Genomic DNA, 16870 nt, shown 5'->3' on the forward strand with positions numbered 1-16870 from the left:
AATGACTTTAAAACAAGACAGATTTTTTTAAATTTAAGTACTTTTGCATCGTGAATAATGCAAAAGGTAAAATAGATATCCGCAGCCTCAGCCTGGAAGCCTTGCAGGAGCATTTTATCCGTATGGAGGAAAAAAGTTTCAGGGCTAAACAGGTTTATGAATGGCTTTGGAAAAAATCATGCTTCTCTTTTAACGAGATGAGCAATATTTCAAAAGAACTGCGCACTAAACTCGACGAGAATTTTGTTATTAATAATGTTAAGATAAACTCGTCGCAAATTAGTGCTGATAAAACTATAAAAAATTCTTTTATTTTACATGATACCCATTTAATTGAGGGTGTTTTAATTCCGACCCCCGGCCGCATGACGGCATGTGTATCATCGCAGGTGGGTTGCAGCCTTACTTGTAAGTTTTGTGCAACAGGATATATGGAGCGTAAAAGAAACCTTAACCCCGATGAAATTTATGATCAGGTAGTGCTGATTGATAAGCAAGCCCGTGAAAATTACGGTGTACCGCTATCAAATATCGTGTACATGGGTATGGGTGAGCCTTTGTTGAATTATGCCAACATGATGAAATCTGTTGAGCGCATTACTGCGGAAGATGGCTTGAATATGTCGGCAAAAAGAATTACCGTATCAACCGCTGGCATTGCCAAAATGATCAAAAAACTGGGCGATGACCAGGTTAAATTTAACCTTGCCCTGTCATTACACGCTGCCAACGACGAAAAACGCAACACCATTATGCCTATTAATGAACAAAACTCATTAAAGGCATTGGCCGAAGCTTTAAAATACTACTACGCTAAAACCAAAAATCCGGTAACTTACGAATACATTATTTTTGATGGTGTTAACGATAATATTGAGGATGCAATGGAGCTGGCTAAATTTTGTAAGCACCTGCCCTGCAAGGTAAACATCATTGAATATAACCCCATTGCCTTTGCCAGCTACATTAATGCCGGCGAAGATAAAGTAGAAGCCTTTGCCGCTTACCTGCAAAAACAAGGCATTAACACACACCTGCGCCGCAGTCGTGGTAAAGATATTGATGCCGCTTGCGGACAATTAGCTATTAAAGAAAAATCAAAAACTGCCGAAGTTTAAAATTTCTGCCTTAAATTCATGGCATGAAGTTGCTTCGTGCTTACCTGGCCGATTTTATTGCCCTGCTTTTTCCTGAGCTTTGCCCGGCTTGCCAAGCCAGTTTGGTAGCCAACGAGCGTATCATTTGTTCGGACTGCACTTATAATTTACCCTACACCAACTTTCATTTAAAGGCCGACAACATTGTTGCCCAGCAATTTTACGGCAAAATTAATGTAGAAGCAGCCTATGCCCTTTACTATTTTACTAAAGGAGGCAAGGTACAAAGCCTCATGCATCATTTTAAATATATGGGCATGCGACAGATAGGCAATTTATTGGGCAATATGGCAGGCACGCAGTTAACGGAAAGCCCGGTTTTTAATACGGTTGATCTGATCATACCTGTGCCGCTGCATAAAAGCCGCCTTAAGGAGCGGGGCTATAATCAGAGTACCTGTTTTGCCAACGGTTTGGCGCAAAAATTAGCTGCGGTGGTTGAAGATAATAATTTGCAACGCGTGGTAGCTACGGCCACACAAACCCATAAATCGCGTTTTGCCCGGTTTGAGAACATGCAGGATGTATTTGTAGTTAAACAGCCCGAAAGGTTAGTTAATAAACATGTGCTGCTGGTTGATGATATTGTAACTACAGGTTCCACATTAGAAGCATGTGGCATTGAACTGCTCAAAATACCCGGACTTAAACTAAGTATAGCCACTATTGCCTATGCACAGTAAGGGAAGAAAATTCTAAATTCTAAATTCTAAATTCTAAATTCTAAATTCTAAATTCTAAATTCTAAAAAAACGATTTCAAAATCCGAAATCGAACATCCTAATTCCCAAATACCTATTGGTGTTGGTAGCGGCTTAATTTATCATAAAGCGTTTTGGGATCAAATGGTTTCAGTACAAAATCGTTCATACCGGCTTTGCCGATCTCGCCCATTTGATTATTCAGCAACGATGCGGTTAAGGCTATTATGGGTAACTGTTGAAAATAAGGTTCTTGTTTTGAGCGAATGATCTGCGTGGCTTCCAATCCGCCCATTTCTGGCATGTGAATATCCATCAATACCACGTTGTAACCACGGTTTGATTCAATTTTATGAATGGCCTCCATACCATTCTCGGCAAAATCAGCATCGGCACCCCATTTTTTCAGGATCTTATTAATCAATAACCTGTTAATCTGATTATCGTCAACCACTAAAACATTTATCTTAAGTCCAGTATCCACGTTATTATTATTACTGCCTAAATAATTATCGGCTTTATTAAAAGTAATAGTAAACCAAAACGTAGAGCCTTGCCCCTGCACACTATCAACATTTATTCTTGAATCATGCAGCTCTATCAGTCTTTTACTAATAGCCAAACCTAAACCGGTACCTCCGTATTTACGCGTGGTATCAACTTCAGCTTGCTTAAATTGTTCAAATATGGTATTCAGCTTATCAGCTGCTATGCCAATCCCGGTGTCTGAAACGGAGAACCGTATACGTACATCCTTTTCACTTTGCTGAATAACCTTCAGATCGATATTGATACCTCCCTCTTCCGTAAATTTCACGGCATTGCTAACCAGATTTAGCAATATCTGGCACAAACGTGTCCGGTCGCCTATTACAATTTCAGGTATGGAGCTATCAATACTTTGGCTAAGATAAATATTTTTTTCATCTACCTTATACCGCATAGAGGTGATGATACTTTGAATAAGTTCCCGAACATCAACATTGGCTTTTTCCAACTCCACATTACCGGTTTCTATCTTGGTGAAATCCAATACATCGTTAATGAGCGTCATTAAATTCTCTGCCGAAAATTTCAAAATATCCAGGTTCTCTTTTTGCAGCTCTAAGGGGTTATCTTCCTGCAATAAGTGCGATATGGCTATAACCGCGTTAAGCGGTGTGCGTATTTCATGACTCATCACCGATATGAACATATCCTTGGCCCGGCTTAATTGTAAAGCCTCCTCTTTTGCCCTGATCAGTTCAATTTCAGCTTTCTTTTTAGCCGTTATATCAATAATTACCTCAATGTATTTATCTACCTCGCCGTGGCTATCCAATATCACCGAGTTGATGACTGATATCCACAAGGGCTGCCCATCTTTTCGGTAAATTAACAGGTCAACTTCAAATGATTGCTTATTGCGCGATAGTTCACGCGCTTTCTGGATACTGGCAACATCAGTAAGTTCGCCCTTGAGCACATCACCCAGGTGATTATAGCGTACATCATCAATAGTATAACCGGTAATATTTTCAAAAGCTTTATTTACCCATTCAACCTTACCCTCGCTGTTATTGATAATGACTCCGCTGGTGGTGTTGCTGGCTACCAGTGAAAGCTTGGTAAGCTCTTCCTCGCTTTTTTTACGTTCGGTAATATCAACCATTACGCCAATTTGCCGGTTAACTTTACCAGCCTCATTAAATAAAGGGCTGTTTGATAAAAATACCCAGCGCGGGGTGCCATCCTTTTTATATAGCTTGATCTCTATTTCGTATGGCTTGTTCTCCTTAACCGCTTTTACGGCACTTTCAAATACAGCCAGGTCGGTATCTTCGCCAATAAGCGTTTTACCCATAATTTTGCCTTCCAGCTCGGCAAAGGTGTATCCTATAATATTTTCAAGCGCCTCGTTAAGCCATAGTATCTTACCCTCGGTATCTCTTATAAAAATACCACTGGGCGATTTACGGGCCGCGAAAGACAGGATCTCCAGATCGTGTTCAATTTTTTTGCGGGTAGTAATATCAATAATAACCCGTATAAATTTATCTATCTCGCCCTCACTGTTACGGATCACCGAATTGATAACAGATATCCATATAGCCGGCCCATCCTTACGGTTTATTAAAAGCTCAACCTCGTATGATTCTTTCTTTTTGATAGATGCTTCTAATTTTTCAATCGCTGCGTTATCAACCGGTTTACCTTTTAGTACTGCTGCTATGTATTTGATTTCAACATCGGCAAGAGTGTAGCCTGTAATATCCTCAAACGCATCGTTCACCCAAACCACTTCATCAGCTGCATTGCTGATCACTACACCATTACCAACCTTGCTGGCTACTAATGATAATAGTTTAAGTTCTTTTACAACCTGTTTCTGGTAAGTTACATCCCTGCCACTGGCAAACCACTTTTCATTATTAAAGGTTGCTGCCCAGCTTAGCCATTTAACTGAATGATCGGGTGTACAAATGGGCGTTTCAAATTCAAATTTATTCTGCCCGCTTAAACCATCCTTTAGTTTATTCAGAAATAGGTCGCGTTCCTTTTCTCTGAAGAAATCCCATATTGGTTTCCCGATCACCTCCTCAACTTCATAACCCAATACAGTTTTAACAGCACGGTTCATCCGTTCAATTTTAAAATCACGGTCAAGTATGCAATGGATATCTGGAGAGCTGTCAAAAAGATCATGAAATTCTTTATGCAGGGCCAGGCTTTCTTCAAGATGAAGCTTTTGTTTGCGCAAAACAAAGTGCGACATTACCTCGTTGGCCAATATCTGCAAGGCATCCCGTTGTTCTGCTGTAAGTTTGTGAGGGTTGGTGTCTATAACACAAAGGGAGCCCAGGCGGTATCCGTCCGGATCAATTAAAGGAGCCCCGGCATAAAATCTTATATTTTGGCTCGAAACGTAAATATTATCCTTAAAGGTTTCATCCAGCAGGGTATCGTCCACTTCCAGAAGATGGTCGCTTTGGATGGTATGATTACAAAAAGCGCCGACACGGGGAGTTTCCCCTATATCGGCGCCATATTCTGACTTAAACCATTGCCTGTCGGCATCAATTAAAGTGATGAGTGCTACAGGAACATTACATATATAAGAAGCAAGCCTTGTTATGGCATCGTACTCCTTTTCGGGCAATGTATCTAATACATGATACGACCGCAGGGCTGTTAAACGCTCTCTTTCTATTGTTGAATTTTCCTGCTGCCTGATTATCATTAATTTAGTCCGAGCCGTTCTCTCTGTACAATGGAAAATCGTACATCAGCTTGTGAACCTTTTTACGTACCTTTTTCAAAGAAGGTTCATTTTCCGGATTGCTAATTACAGCGTCTATCAATTCAACAATATGATCCATTTGTTTCTCTTTCATACCGCGGGTAGTAATAGCTGCAGTACCCACACGTATGCCCGAAGTAACAAACGGTGACTTATCATCAAAAGGAACCATGTTTTTGTTTACGGTGATATCGGCATTTACCAATGCGTTCTCAGCAGCCTTGCCGGTGATATTCTTATTACGCAGGTCTATCAGCATTAAATGATTATCGGTACCACCTGAGATAATCTCATAGCCACGCTTAACAAAAGCTTCGGCCATAGCCGCAGCGTTCTTTTTAACCTGTACAATGTATTTCATATAGCTATCGCTCAGGGCTTCGCCAAAAGCAACGGCCTTAGCAGCTATAATATGCTCTAACGGGCCACCTTGCGTACCAGGGAAAACAGCCATATCCAGCAATGACGACATCATCCTTACTTCGCCTTTAGGTGTTTTGATACCGAATGGGTTTTCAAAATCTTTACCTAACATGATCAGGCCACCGCGCGGGCCGCGTAAGGTTTTGTGTGTGGTTGTGGTAACAATATGGCAATGTGGCAGCGGATCGGTTAATAATCCCCTTGCAATTAAACCGGCAGGGTGCGATATATCTGCCAATACCAAAGCGCCTACTTTATCGGCTACCTTACGGATAAATTCATAATCCCAATCGCGTGAGTAAGCCGAAGCACCGCAAATGATCAGTTTTGGTTTTTCTGCAAGTGCAACTCTCTCTAACTGCTCGTAATCAATAAGGCCGGTTTCTTTAACTACACCATAAAAGTGAGGCTCGTATAATTTACCCGAAAAGTTAACCGGAGAGCCATGCGTTAAGTGACCGCCATGTGAAAGATCAAATCCTAATATTTTATCGCCGGGCTGAAGAACGGCCAGCATAACCGCTGCATTTGCCTGCGCGCCTGAATGTGGCTGAACGTTAACCCACTCCGCATTGAATAACTGTTTAGCTCTTTCAATAGCGATGGTTTCAATTTCGTCAACTACCTGGCAGCCGCCATAATAACGTTTGCCCGGTAAGCCCTCTGCATATTTATTGGTAGCAACAGAACCTGCCGCTTCCATAACCTGACGGCTTACAAAATTCTCAGACGCTATCAGCTCAATGCCTTCTTCCTGGCGTTGCTGCTCTTCATCCAATAACTTAAAAATTAATTTGTCTCTTTTCATTATATATAATTAAAAACGGCACTATGTTTAAAACGGCCCTAAGTTAGCTATAAAATTAGATTTGGGAGGTGAGATTGAGATGTGAGATTAAAAAAATTACAGAATGGTTATTTGTAACCAATTATAAATGAATAACAAACATTTATGGTTATCTCAAATCTTATATTTTAGATCTCAAATCTCTTTAGCTGATATCCGGAAATTATTGTAACCGAGCCCTATTTGTATATCTATAAGCTCCTGTTGCAACATTTCTAAAACAGCCAAAAAATTATAAACAAAATGCACCTTATTTTCTGAGTGCCCGGCAATAGCTTTAAAATCAAGCATTTTATTGATCTTCAGTAAATCGGCTACGGCCTTTTTCTGTTTTTCAATGGTGTATGGATACTGTACTACGGTGTGCTTTACTTCTTCGCTCCGGTTCAGGTAATTACGCATCAAGCGTTCATGAACCATCATCAGCTTATATAAACTCAGTTCAGACAGTTCTTCGCCAGGCTGGGTAACTTTTTCAACCTGTTCCAGGTCCTGCTTAATATTGCCGCGCTTTTCCTGCTTAAAGCGTTCATCTTCAAAAGGGCGCAACTCATCGCATAGCTCCTTGAACTTCTTGTACTCTATCAGTTTCCTGATCAGGTTTTCTTTGGTATCGGCTTCATCTCCTGCCTCTTCCGCTTCGTAGCGGGGCAGCAGCATTTTGGCTTTTATACGCATCAGGGTAGCCGCTACGAAAATAAACTCGCTGGCCAGCTCCATGTTCAGGCTGGTCATTTGATGTATGTAGTTTAAAAAGTCGTCAGCAATGCGGGCTATAGGTATGTCATGGATATCCAGCTCATCCCTTTCAATAAAAAAAAGCAGCAGATCAAAGGGGCCTTCAAATTGCGGTAATCTTATAGCAAAGCTGTCATCGGTCATAAATCCGCCCAAAAATAAGATTTTTTTAGTATCAAATAGTTAGTATCAGGTATCAAGACCTCTGTATTTCTTTAAAAGCCTTTAAAACATCTTGATACTTGATACTTGATACTTGATACTTGATACTTGATACTTGATACTACTAAACAATAAATACATTTATATGGCGGGTTTATTTAAATAAAATAACTTACTTTGTAAGTTAAATATTCTTACACATGTCAATGCAGGTACCAGCCGGAGATTTATTAAAAAACATAAATTACCCATCTGACTTAAAGCAACTTAGCGAAAATGAACTTGAAAAAGTTTGCCAGGAACTTCGCCAGTATATCATTGATGTGGTATCAGTAAACGGTGGTCACTTTGCCGCCAGTTTAGGCGTAGTAGAGCTAACAGTTGCACTTCAATATGTACTTAACACACCCTATGATCAGCTGGTGTGGGACGTAGGCCACCAGGCATACGGCCATAAAATACTTACCGGTAGGCGTGATGATTTTCATACCAACAGGGTATACAAAGGCTTAAGCGGTTTCCCAAAACGGTCAGAAAGTGAATACGACACCTTTGGCGTTGGTCATTCCTCTACCTCTATATCCGTTGCATTAGGGATGGCTGTTGCATCGCAATACAAAGGCGAAACAGACAGGCAGCACGTAGCGGTTATTGGCGATGGAGCCATGACTGCCGGGATGGCTTTTGAAGCACTTAACCATGCAGGTATTGAGAACTCGAACCTTTTGGTGATCCTGAATGACAATAACATGTCTATTGATCCTAACGTAGGCGCTTTAAAGGAATATCTTACTGATATTACCACATCAAAGCCTTACAACCGTTTCAGAGATGATATAGCGCATGTACTCGGAAAAATATCAGCCATTGGCCCCGATGCTTTTAAAATAGCTCAGAAGATAGAAAAGAGTATAAAAGGTACCTTGCTTAAACGCAGCAACTTTTTTGAGGCTTTAAAATTCAGATATTTTGGCCCTATTGACGGGCACGATGTCAATCATCTGGTAAAGGTGTTGCAGGATCTGCGCGATATACCGGGTCCTAAACTATTGCATTGCATCACCACCAAGGGTAAAGGCTATGCTTTAGCAGAAAAAGACCAGACCAAATGGCATGCTCCCGGTTTATTTGATAAAATTACCGGCGAGATCAAGAAAACCAAATATGATAAGCCGCAGCCACCTAAATTTCAGGATGTGTTTGGCTTAAGCATTATTGAACTTGCTGAGCAAAACCCTAAAATTATGGGTATTACCCCGGCTATGCCTTCGGGTTGCTCACTTAACCTCATGATGAAAGCTATGCCAACGCGTGCTTTTGACGTGGGTATAGCCGAGCAGCACGCGGTAACGTTTTCAGCAGGCTTGGCTACACAAGGCTTAACACCTTTCTGTAACATATATTCAAGCTTTATGCAAAGGGCATATGACCAGGTAATTCATGATGTGGCCATTCAAAACCTAAACGTAGTTTTTTGTTTAGACAGGGCTGGCGTGGTGGGTGCCGATGGCCCAACGCATCATGGTGCTTATGACCTGGCTTTTATGCGTTGTATACCCAATATGACGGTTTCATCGCCAATGAATGAAGAAGAGCTTCGCAACCTCATGTTTACCGCACAACAGGAAAACATGGGACCCTTTGTGATAAGATACCCACGTGGCAGCGGTGTAATGGTTGATTGGCAGCGCCCTTTCAAGGCTATACCTGTTGGCAAGGGCCGTAAAATATGCGATGGCGATGATGTTGCTATTTTATCAATAGGCGCCATAGGTAACGAAGTGGTAAAAGCCACCGCCGACCTGAATGCCGAAGGTTACTATCCCGCACATTATGATCTGCGCTTTGTAAAACCACTTGACGAAGCCTTATTACATGATGTATTCCAAAAATTTGATAAGGTAATTACCGTTGAAGATGGCTGTGTTGAAGGCGGCATGGGCAGCGCGGTACTGGAATTTATGGCCGATAACGGTTACCATAAAACCCAGGTTAAACGATTGGGAATACCCGACAGATTGGTAGAACACGGTGAGCAACCTGAACTTTGGGCCGAATGCGGTTACGATGCCCACGGCATTGCTGTAGCGGTTAAAAACTTAGGTGCAAAACGAAATACGCATACTATAGCGTCATAGTCAAAAAAAAGAGAATGGTTGATTAAGTGAGTGGTGATTGGTTCCCTTTCGGCAACCACTTAACTACTCACTTAATCAACCACTATCTATTCCTTAATCCTTAATGATGAGCCTTATAGCTTGACAGGTCATTGTAAACGTTACGGAACGAGCTGCGGATACCCAACGTTATCATTGAGGTTTTATCATTAAACTGGCTGTTCTTTTCAGAACGGTAAATGCCTCCCAGTTCAAAACGCAGGTTATATTTAGGATTGATCAGGTAAGCTACCTTTCCTTCCAGATAGACCATGTTTGTGGTTAAGCCCTGACCTGTATAGTTACCATATTGCCTTGCCGGGTCAATATAACCCTGAAACAGATCTTTTCCGAAGTTCAGGTAATCAGTATCTAAACCATAATGGCCGTAGTCGGCTTCAAAAGAGTAATCAAACCTTTTGTGCGAATAATTCAATAAAGCAACGCCTTCACGAAAGTTTGCGCCCCAGGGATGCGCCAGCGGCTCGCCGTTTTCAGCATAGTTGATCACCGAGCTGCGCTCAGAGTATGTATAAGGTTTTACATTGTTAGTCTCAACCAAGTAATTTAACCCTTGTATACTGAACAAGTTAGCCCCTCTTAAACCAAGCTGCCAGCCGTACTTATTGCGCGAGCTGCCAGTACTTGAAAAAAAGTTTTTAGCCTCAAACTCGTCCAGTGCAAACTGGCCGTAGGCAGTAATACCATCGCTCAGTTTGTATTTACCGGTAAAGCCCAGCAATGCGTTATCCGGCGAACCATTGGTCGCTTCAAGCGGCCTTAAAAACGTTATCGGGTTTACGTAGGTAAAATCAAACCCTCGCGGGTGTCCCTGATCATCTTTGGCAGCCCAAACAACAGCATCAAAGAAACCTAACGATAAACGGTTGCTTACATTCCAATCCAAATAATGGAATACACCATATTTCTTTCTGTCGCCATCATCTACTTTAATTGACAGCGGATCATCAAAATATGCCCACATGGCCATGTACTTCACATTGCCCAGCGTAGCAGTTAATTTCAAAAAGGGATACGGCGAAGCATAATCAGACAAAAGCTCTGAACGGTAACCATCACCAATAAATGTTTTATCGCGCCCCGCGGTTATATTTAAATATTTATTTGGCGTAAACGATACCAAAGCCGTAATGTACGACCAGCGGTATTCGTTACCGTAAAGACCGGCATAAGCCTGCCCCGGGGCTATACCTACCTGATTGGTATAGTTTGCCAGGTAAGTAGGCAATACGGCCCTGTTTTCATAAGCGCTTACATTATAGTAAAATTTGCTGCCTACTGTACCACCAACCTGCAGGCCAAGTGTACCAAAATTAGTATTCCGTTTTCCCTCAAAATCCCGACTAAGGTTAAAATCGGGTAACAGATCTGTATAAAAAGTGTAGTTGCTGCCCTTAACATCTATTTGATGCTCATTAAAAAAACGCCCCTTAGGTCCGCCTAAATTCATTAAAGAATCATAGCTATGCCTTAGTAGGGAATCATCAACGAAAGTTGGCTTTATAGCGCTGTGAACACGTGTTTTAGTAGAATAAACATCGGCGTTAAGTTTTTGATAAAACTGGTAGGTATATGGTTGGTATACAGACTGGGCATTTGCAATTCCACTTACCAAAACAAGTAGTATAAAGCTGGTAAATAGTTTCCTCATAGGTAGAGTTGACAATATAAATAAAGATTATTCAAAATAATTTAATGTGTTAAAGCCGCCCTTTTTCAGGTATTCATCTTTTTTAACCAGGTGCAGATCTGATTGTACCATATCGGTTACCAAGGCCTGGAGGTCATACTTAGGTTTCCACCCCAATTTTTCAAAGGCTTTGGAAGCATCCCCTATCAACAAATCAACTTCTGTTGGCCTGAAGTATTTAGCATCAACCTTAACAACCGTTTGCCCAAACTTCAGGTTATCCATATTTAAACCAAGAGCAGCAGCTTTTTGCTGGTCAATATCAATAATCACGCCACGTTCGTACTGGTCTTTACCGCTAAATTCAACCTCGATTCCTAACTCATTGAATGCCATCTTTATAAATTCGCGTACGGTGGTAGTAACGCCGGTTGCTATTACAAAATCTTCGGCTTTATCCTGCTGCAACATCAGCCACATGGCTTCTATGTAATCTTTTGCATGTCCCCAATCCCGTTGTGCGGAAAGATTTCCCACATAAAGGCAATCCTGCAACCCCAAAGCAATTTTTGAGGCGGCCCGGGTAATTTTACGGGTAACAAAAGTTTCCCCGCGGATGGGGCTTTCATGATTAAATAAAATACCATTACAAGCATACATACCATATGCCTCACGATAATTTACAATAATCCAATAGCCATATAACTTAGCTACCGCATACGGCGAACGGGGATAAAACGGAGTGGTTTCACTTTGCGGAACAGCCTGAACCAATCCATACAGTTCGGAGGTTGATGCCTGGTACACACGTGTTTTTTGAATGAGTCCTAATAATCTTACAGCTTCCAATATACGGAGGGTGCCTACGCCATCTGCATTAGCTGTATATTCCGGTGTATCAAAACTTACCTTTACATGGCTTTGGGCAGCCAGGTTATAAATTTCGTCGGGTTGAACTTCCTGTATCAGCCTGATCAAATTGGTTGAATCAGTAAGATCACCATAATGCAGTTTAAACTTTACATTAGGTTCATGCGGATCATGATACAGGTGATCTATACGATCGGTATTGAATAATGACGATCTTCGCTTTACACCGTGTACTTCATACCCTTTTTTTAATAAAAACTCGGCTAAATATGCACCATCCTGACCAGTTATGCCAGTTATTAAAGCTACTTTCATTAATCAATCCGTAAAAATTAGGCAATGCAATATTATCTAAATTAATTGATAAACTCGCATAACTATTTGATAAAGGTATTTTTACGCAGCACAATAAGTGAAATTACGTATAAATACCTACTGAAGTTATAAACGAAACGAGTAATAAGAAAATTAAATACCTGAAACTTCGTTTTCCAGTTCCTGATACCATTCGGCGCCATACTTGCGTATAAGCGGGGCTTTTAAAAACTCATGTACGCGCACCTTAAGCTCACTACCAAAAGTGCATGCATCGCTGCAAATACTCCAGCGATCGTAATTTAATACATCAAATTCAGGGTAAGCAGTGATACGAATTGGATATAAGTGACAGGAAATTGGCTTTTTCCAGCTGATAGCGCCTTCTTCATAAGCTTTTTCGATGCCACACTTAGTGATGCCGTTTTCCCATATTACATAGGCACATTCCTTATTTACATCAACGCAGGGGGTAGTATAGTCGCCTTCAAAATCCTTAACATAGGTACCAACCTTTTCAATGGTTTTAATACCTTTAGCAGTAAGGTAAGGCTTTACCTTAGGGTATATTTCTTTTAATATATCAAGTTCGTCGGCATTTAAGGGCGCACCCGAATCCCCCTCCAAACAGCAGGCACCTTTACATTTGTTCAGGTTACAAACAAAGTTTTCCTTCACTACATCTTCGTGCACCAGTACATTGCCAACCTCTATCATATTTTCTTTTAATTTTTTATTGGGTTTAAAGGATATTTTAACCCTGTGGCTCCTTGCAAATCCATTGTTATACTCCCTAATATAACCTCTACATGCGCCTTTACAGGTATCCTGTTGCCATCATTCGTTATCCAAAGGTACAATTTACTATCCTTTCGGAAAATTCTGCCCGGAATAATGGTTGGGTTAAACTTTAAACAATTGAATTTACCCATTGAGCAGCTTACTACTTCGGTACCCACATAGGTTATGCCCATTGAGTGAAAACCATCTTCCAGAAAGTACTGCAGTTCAAACTTTTCGCCCACCTTCATTTTAGAAACATCAATGGTACGGGCAAAATAATAGGCCGATACAAAATCAAATGTTTTCCCTTTGAACTGATATACCCCTTTATTGGCCGTAACCTTATTGTCTTTATGATCAAAGGTTACATTATCGCTGTGTTTCCATTTACCTTCGCGCCTGTTCTCTGTATAAAAATAAGGCTCCAGAGTATTTTCATTCACGTACGATTCATACTTGTTACGTACCTTATAAAAAACATCAAACGAGCCGGCTGTTTTACCTTCGGCAATTAAATGAAAGGCCGGTTGCCCTTCAAACTTTTTATCGCTGCCCTCTACCCTGATATTGGCTTCGGCGGCGGTAAAAATGCCATATTTCATTTTATAGCTTAGCTTCTCGCCCACCTTAAAAACCGGCTCACTTATTTTATTTAGTTCCTGAGAAAATGTATTGCCATAACATAAAAGCAAGACTATAACACAAAAAAGGTATTTTCTCATAAATTATTTAAATTAATAAAGCCAGCCATCTGATATTTACCAGACTGAAGATATGACAACTGCAATTATAAATGGTTTAAATCCACTTTTATTGCATGGCCATATAAATAGCTTATTAATTTAAACAGAAATACCTTAATCTCTTCGCTTATAAATAGGTACGGTTGAACAAGGCTCGCCAAACATGAGGCTTTTAACTATGGGCGTTAACTTTTTGGTTAGTTCTACATAGGCCGAAACAGGTACATCGGCATCACCGCAACCTTTTAATACAATACGCTGATCGCGGTATTGCTCCAAATCGGCCTTAGCCATTTCTTTTTCAAATAATACGGTTTCCAGAACATCCTTATCACCAAACACAACTTCACGAGCGTAAGGAGCCATTCGATTAGCCAACAGCATATAAGCCCAGGCAGGTACTATAGCATCGGCACTGCAGGTGATACCTACATTTTTATCCTGGTATTGTGACCAATCATGCTCCTTTGCAAATTCCCTGAAATCTTTTTCGCGCAGTATAAGCCCATGAAACAGGTTTTCTTTGATATCATAGATAACACGTTCGCCTGCCGGATAAAATGCTGAAGGATCTAATGTAACCAGACCGCTTTGAGCTACTTTATTCACTATATTTTCCTGTATATCCATATTTGTAAAGGCTAAATCCGAAATGTTAAACTCTAAAAACTAAATTCTAAAACGCTAAATACTAAATCCGAAACTCTAAATTCCAAGTTTGAAATACTGAGCAATGATTTCTAATTCCTAAATCAGAATGTTTATATAAAAAAAATCCGGGAACAACATGAAGCTGTTCCCGGATACAAAATTACTTTAAAAATCTCTTATAACAATTTTGCTCTGTTATCTTTTACATTGGCGTTATCTTTCAAGGCTTCTAATATTTGACCTTGTGAACGCTGTAATAATGTCTGAGCTATCTGTTGTTTCTCTCTTACGGTGTTAGCAAGTGCTGGTGGATTGGTAAACCCATCAACAACATAAACGTAAACGCCTTGCTGACCGTTAACCGGTTTTGACAGTTTGTTTGGCTGTGAACCAAAAATAGAACCAATAACTTTATACTCTAAAGATGCACCTGGAATAACCGGGTTAGCAAATACGATATTTTGTACCGGCACCACTTTGCTACCTGCTTTTTGAGCTACCTGATCAATTGATGACGATCCGTTCAAAGCAGCCTGGAATTTTTCGCTCAGTTGTTTTGCTTTTACGTCGTTACGTACAGCAGGCTCAATTTGTTTTTTAACCGCGTCAAGCGTTAATATACCTTTAGGTTTAATTGCAGTTAAACGGGTAATGATGTATTGATCGCCTACGGTGAATACTTTATCGGTAATGTCACCTTTTTCGGCTTTATAAGCCCATCTAACTACTTCCCTTGCATTGTCTAAACCTGGCAGGCCCGCGGCTGTACCGGTAAAGTCTTCAGCATCTTTTTTCTTTAAGCCTTCTTTTTTAACTTCAGCATCAAAGTTGTCTTTAGTTAAAGCACCCAAAAATTTCTGAGCAGCACTGTAAGCAATGGTTTGCGTTTTGCTGCTGGCCTGTATAGGCTTATCAACAATAGCAACCTTAATTACTTTCACTGAACCTTTTTGATCTTCAACCTGGATTAAATGCACGCCAAATTGTGAAGTAACCACAATCAAATCGCCTTTATTTGCTTTGTAAGCTGCATTGGCATATTCAGGAGTGATCTGGCCACCGGCACCCATCACACCATTTACATCAAATGAAGGGATATCGCCGCCTTTGCTGCCGCTTCCTTTATCAACTGAATAAGTTGCTGCCAGTTCGGCAAACGATTTACCACCCTGAATTAATTTTTTAACAGAATCGGCCCTGGCTATAGCTCTTTCTACACCACCTTCGGTAGCCGGGTTAAATAATATATGTCTGGTTTTTACAGAATCAAAAGTTGTTTTAACATCGGTTAACTTAGCTATTTTGTAGCTGCCGTTTGATACATAAGGGCCATATACAAAGCCTTTAGCCGCGTTAAACATCACGGTATCTAACTTAGGCTCTAATCCACCTTTTTTCTGGAAAACAATTGGAGTTTTAGTTTCTGAGTTGATCTGTACAAACAATGAATCATTTGTGCTGGCTTTAAAGCTCTCAGCAACTTTATCAACATCGGCTTTCAGTGCAACTGAATCTTCTTTTGATGGTGCCGCGTTAAAGCTTACATACTCAAATGAACGTACATCTTGCGGATTTTTGAACTCGCCTTTGTGCGCATTGTAGTAAGTATTGTAGTCATCATCAGTTAAAGTAACTTTAGCGTCAGGGATAGATGAATAATCTAATGTTGCGTATTTAAAGTTTACCAGTTTGTTTTTAGCCTCGTAATCATCTTTAGCCTCCAATGAGTTTACGTATAAACCAGAAGTAACCAAAGCCATGTATTTAGCTTGCTTTTTTGCTTCAAACAATTGCATTAAAAAATCAGACCATGCTTGTTTTTGAGCAGGATCTGCCTTACCTGAATTTAAGTAAGCCTTAAATTGCTCCAGTTTGTTTCTATCAAACTGACCGGTTTGCGGATCAGAGAACTGACGCGCAATTTGAGGGTCAGGGTTATTACCACTCACCATTGAAGTGCTTTCATCATCACCAACCACAATGCCTGTTTTTTCGATCTCTTTTTTCAGCAATAGCTCAGACAGGAACGAGTTCCAGGTAGTTTCCTGCAAATAGCTGGTTATTTGAGGCGAAATAGCCTGACCTGACTGTTTAAACTGGGCTGTGCTTTGCTCCAGCCTTTTGTTAAACTCATCATAAGGTACTTTTTCGCCGTTTATTACGGCCAGTTCATTGTTGTCGTCTCTAAAAAAAGAGCCGCCTTTGCTAATTACTTCACTTGCAATAAAAGCAAAAAGCGCGAAACCTATGAATGCGGCAACAATCGTCCCCATTCTTTCGCGCATGTAACCCATTATCCCCATATACTTTTTATAATTATTTTTCTATTCTTCAAAAGAGGGCGCAAGATACAATTTTTAGTAAAATTCTATAACACAAAATTTTCCTGATAA

Annotated in this window: 12 protein-coding genes; 3 read left to right on the forward strand and 9 right to left on the reverse strand. The window is 40.5% G+C overall.

Annotated features, from left to right (window positions below):
* Positions 1–50 precede the first annotated feature (50 nt).
* Together rlmN and AAGC65_RS05905 are read left to right on the forward strand one after the other, a co-directional pair.
* Positions 51–1118 carry a 23S rRNA (adenine(2503)-C(2))-methyltransferase RlmN gene (rlmN, locus tag AAGC65_RS05900; protein WP_343111493.1) on the forward strand — a complete coding sequence of 356 codons (1068 nt, stop codon included), beginning with the start codon at positions 51–53 and terminating at the stop codon, positions 1116–1118.
* A gap of 23 nt (positions 1119–1141) precedes the next feature.
* The gene (locus tag AAGC65_RS05905) at positions 1142–1840 is read left to right on the forward strand and encodes a phosphoribosyltransferase family protein (RefSeq protein WP_343111494.1); all 699 of its coding nucleotides are present in this window, start codon (positions 1142–1144) and stop codon (positions 1838–1840) included.
* Between the two features lie 112 nt (positions 1841–1952).
* Here AAGC65_RS05905 and AAGC65_RS05910 read toward each other — a convergent pair whose 3' ends face one another.
* From AAGC65_RS05910 to AAGC65_RS05920, 3 genes are all read right to left on the reverse strand, one after another.
* On the reverse strand, positions 1953–5078 hold the full coding sequence (locus AAGC65_RS05910) for a PAS domain S-box protein (RefSeq protein ID WP_343111495.1): 3126 nt from the start codon (positions 5076–5078) through the stop codon (positions 1953–1955).
* 4 nt (positions 5079–5082) lie between these two features.
* Entirely contained in the window at positions 5083–6369 is a 1287-nt protein-coding gene (gene glyA / locus AAGC65_RS05915; RefSeq protein ID WP_343111496.1) for a serine hydroxymethyltransferase, read from the reverse strand.
* Between the two features lie 174 nt (positions 6370–6543).
* Positions 6544–7290, reverse strand: coding sequence for a segregation/condensation protein A (locus tag AAGC65_RS05920; protein ID WP_343111497.1), 747 nt, complete (start codon positions 7288–7290; stop codon positions 6544–6546).
* Positions 7291–7514: 224 nt separating this feature from the next.
* Here AAGC65_RS05920 and dxs point away from each other — a divergent pair, with 224 nt between their 5' ends.
* Complete coding sequence (gene dxs / locus AAGC65_RS05925; RefSeq protein WP_343111525.1) at positions 7515–9446, forward strand: 1-deoxy-D-xylulose-5-phosphate synthase; 1932 nt, start codon at positions 7515–7517, stop codon at positions 9444–9446.
* A gap of 100 nt (positions 9447–9546) precedes the next feature.
* Here the strand turns inward: dxs and AAGC65_RS05930 are convergent, their stop codons facing one another.
* From AAGC65_RS05930 to AAGC65_RS05955, 6 genes are all read right to left on the reverse strand, one after another.
* The gene (locus AAGC65_RS05930; protein ID WP_343111498.1) at positions 9547–11136 is read right to left on the reverse strand and encodes a gliding motility protein RemB; all 1590 of its coding nucleotides are present in this window, start codon (positions 11134–11136) and stop codon (positions 9547–9549) included.
* Positions 11137–11163: 27 nt separating this feature from the next.
* Positions 11164–12300 carry a GDP-mannose 4,6-dehydratase gene (gmd, locus tag AAGC65_RS05935; RefSeq protein ID WP_343111499.1) on the reverse strand — a complete coding sequence of 379 codons (1137 nt, stop codon included), beginning with the start codon at positions 12298–12300 and terminating at the stop codon, positions 11164–11166.
* 153 nt (positions 12301–12453) lie between these two features.
* Complete coding sequence (locus AAGC65_RS05940; protein WP_343111500.1) at positions 12454–13017, reverse strand: DUF3109 family protein; 564 nt, start codon at positions 13015–13017, stop codon at positions 12454–12456.
* An 8-nt stretch (positions 13018–13025) separates the two neighbouring features.
* Entirely contained in the window at positions 13026–13805 is a 780-nt protein-coding gene (locus tag AAGC65_RS05945) for a DUF3108 domain-containing protein (protein ID WP_343111501.1), read from the reverse strand.
* 135 nt (positions 13806–13940) lie between these two features.
* Complete coding sequence (locus AAGC65_RS05950) at positions 13941–14456, reverse strand: DUF2480 family protein (RefSeq protein WP_343111502.1); 516 nt, start codon at positions 14454–14456, stop codon at positions 13941–13943.
* 197 nt (positions 14457–14653) lie between these two features.
* Positions 14654–16780, reverse strand: a complete 2127-nt coding sequence (locus tag AAGC65_RS05955; protein ID WP_343111503.1) for a SurA N-terminal domain-containing protein — start codon at positions 16778–16780, stop codon at positions 14654–14656.
* Positions 16781–16870: the final 90 nt, after the last annotated feature.

Origin of the sequence: Mucilaginibacter sp. (genome assembly GCF_039207105.1) — a bacterium.
Classification (GTDB): domain Bacteria; phylum Bacteroidota; class Bacteroidia; order Sphingobacteriales; family Sphingobacteriaceae; genus Mucilaginibacter.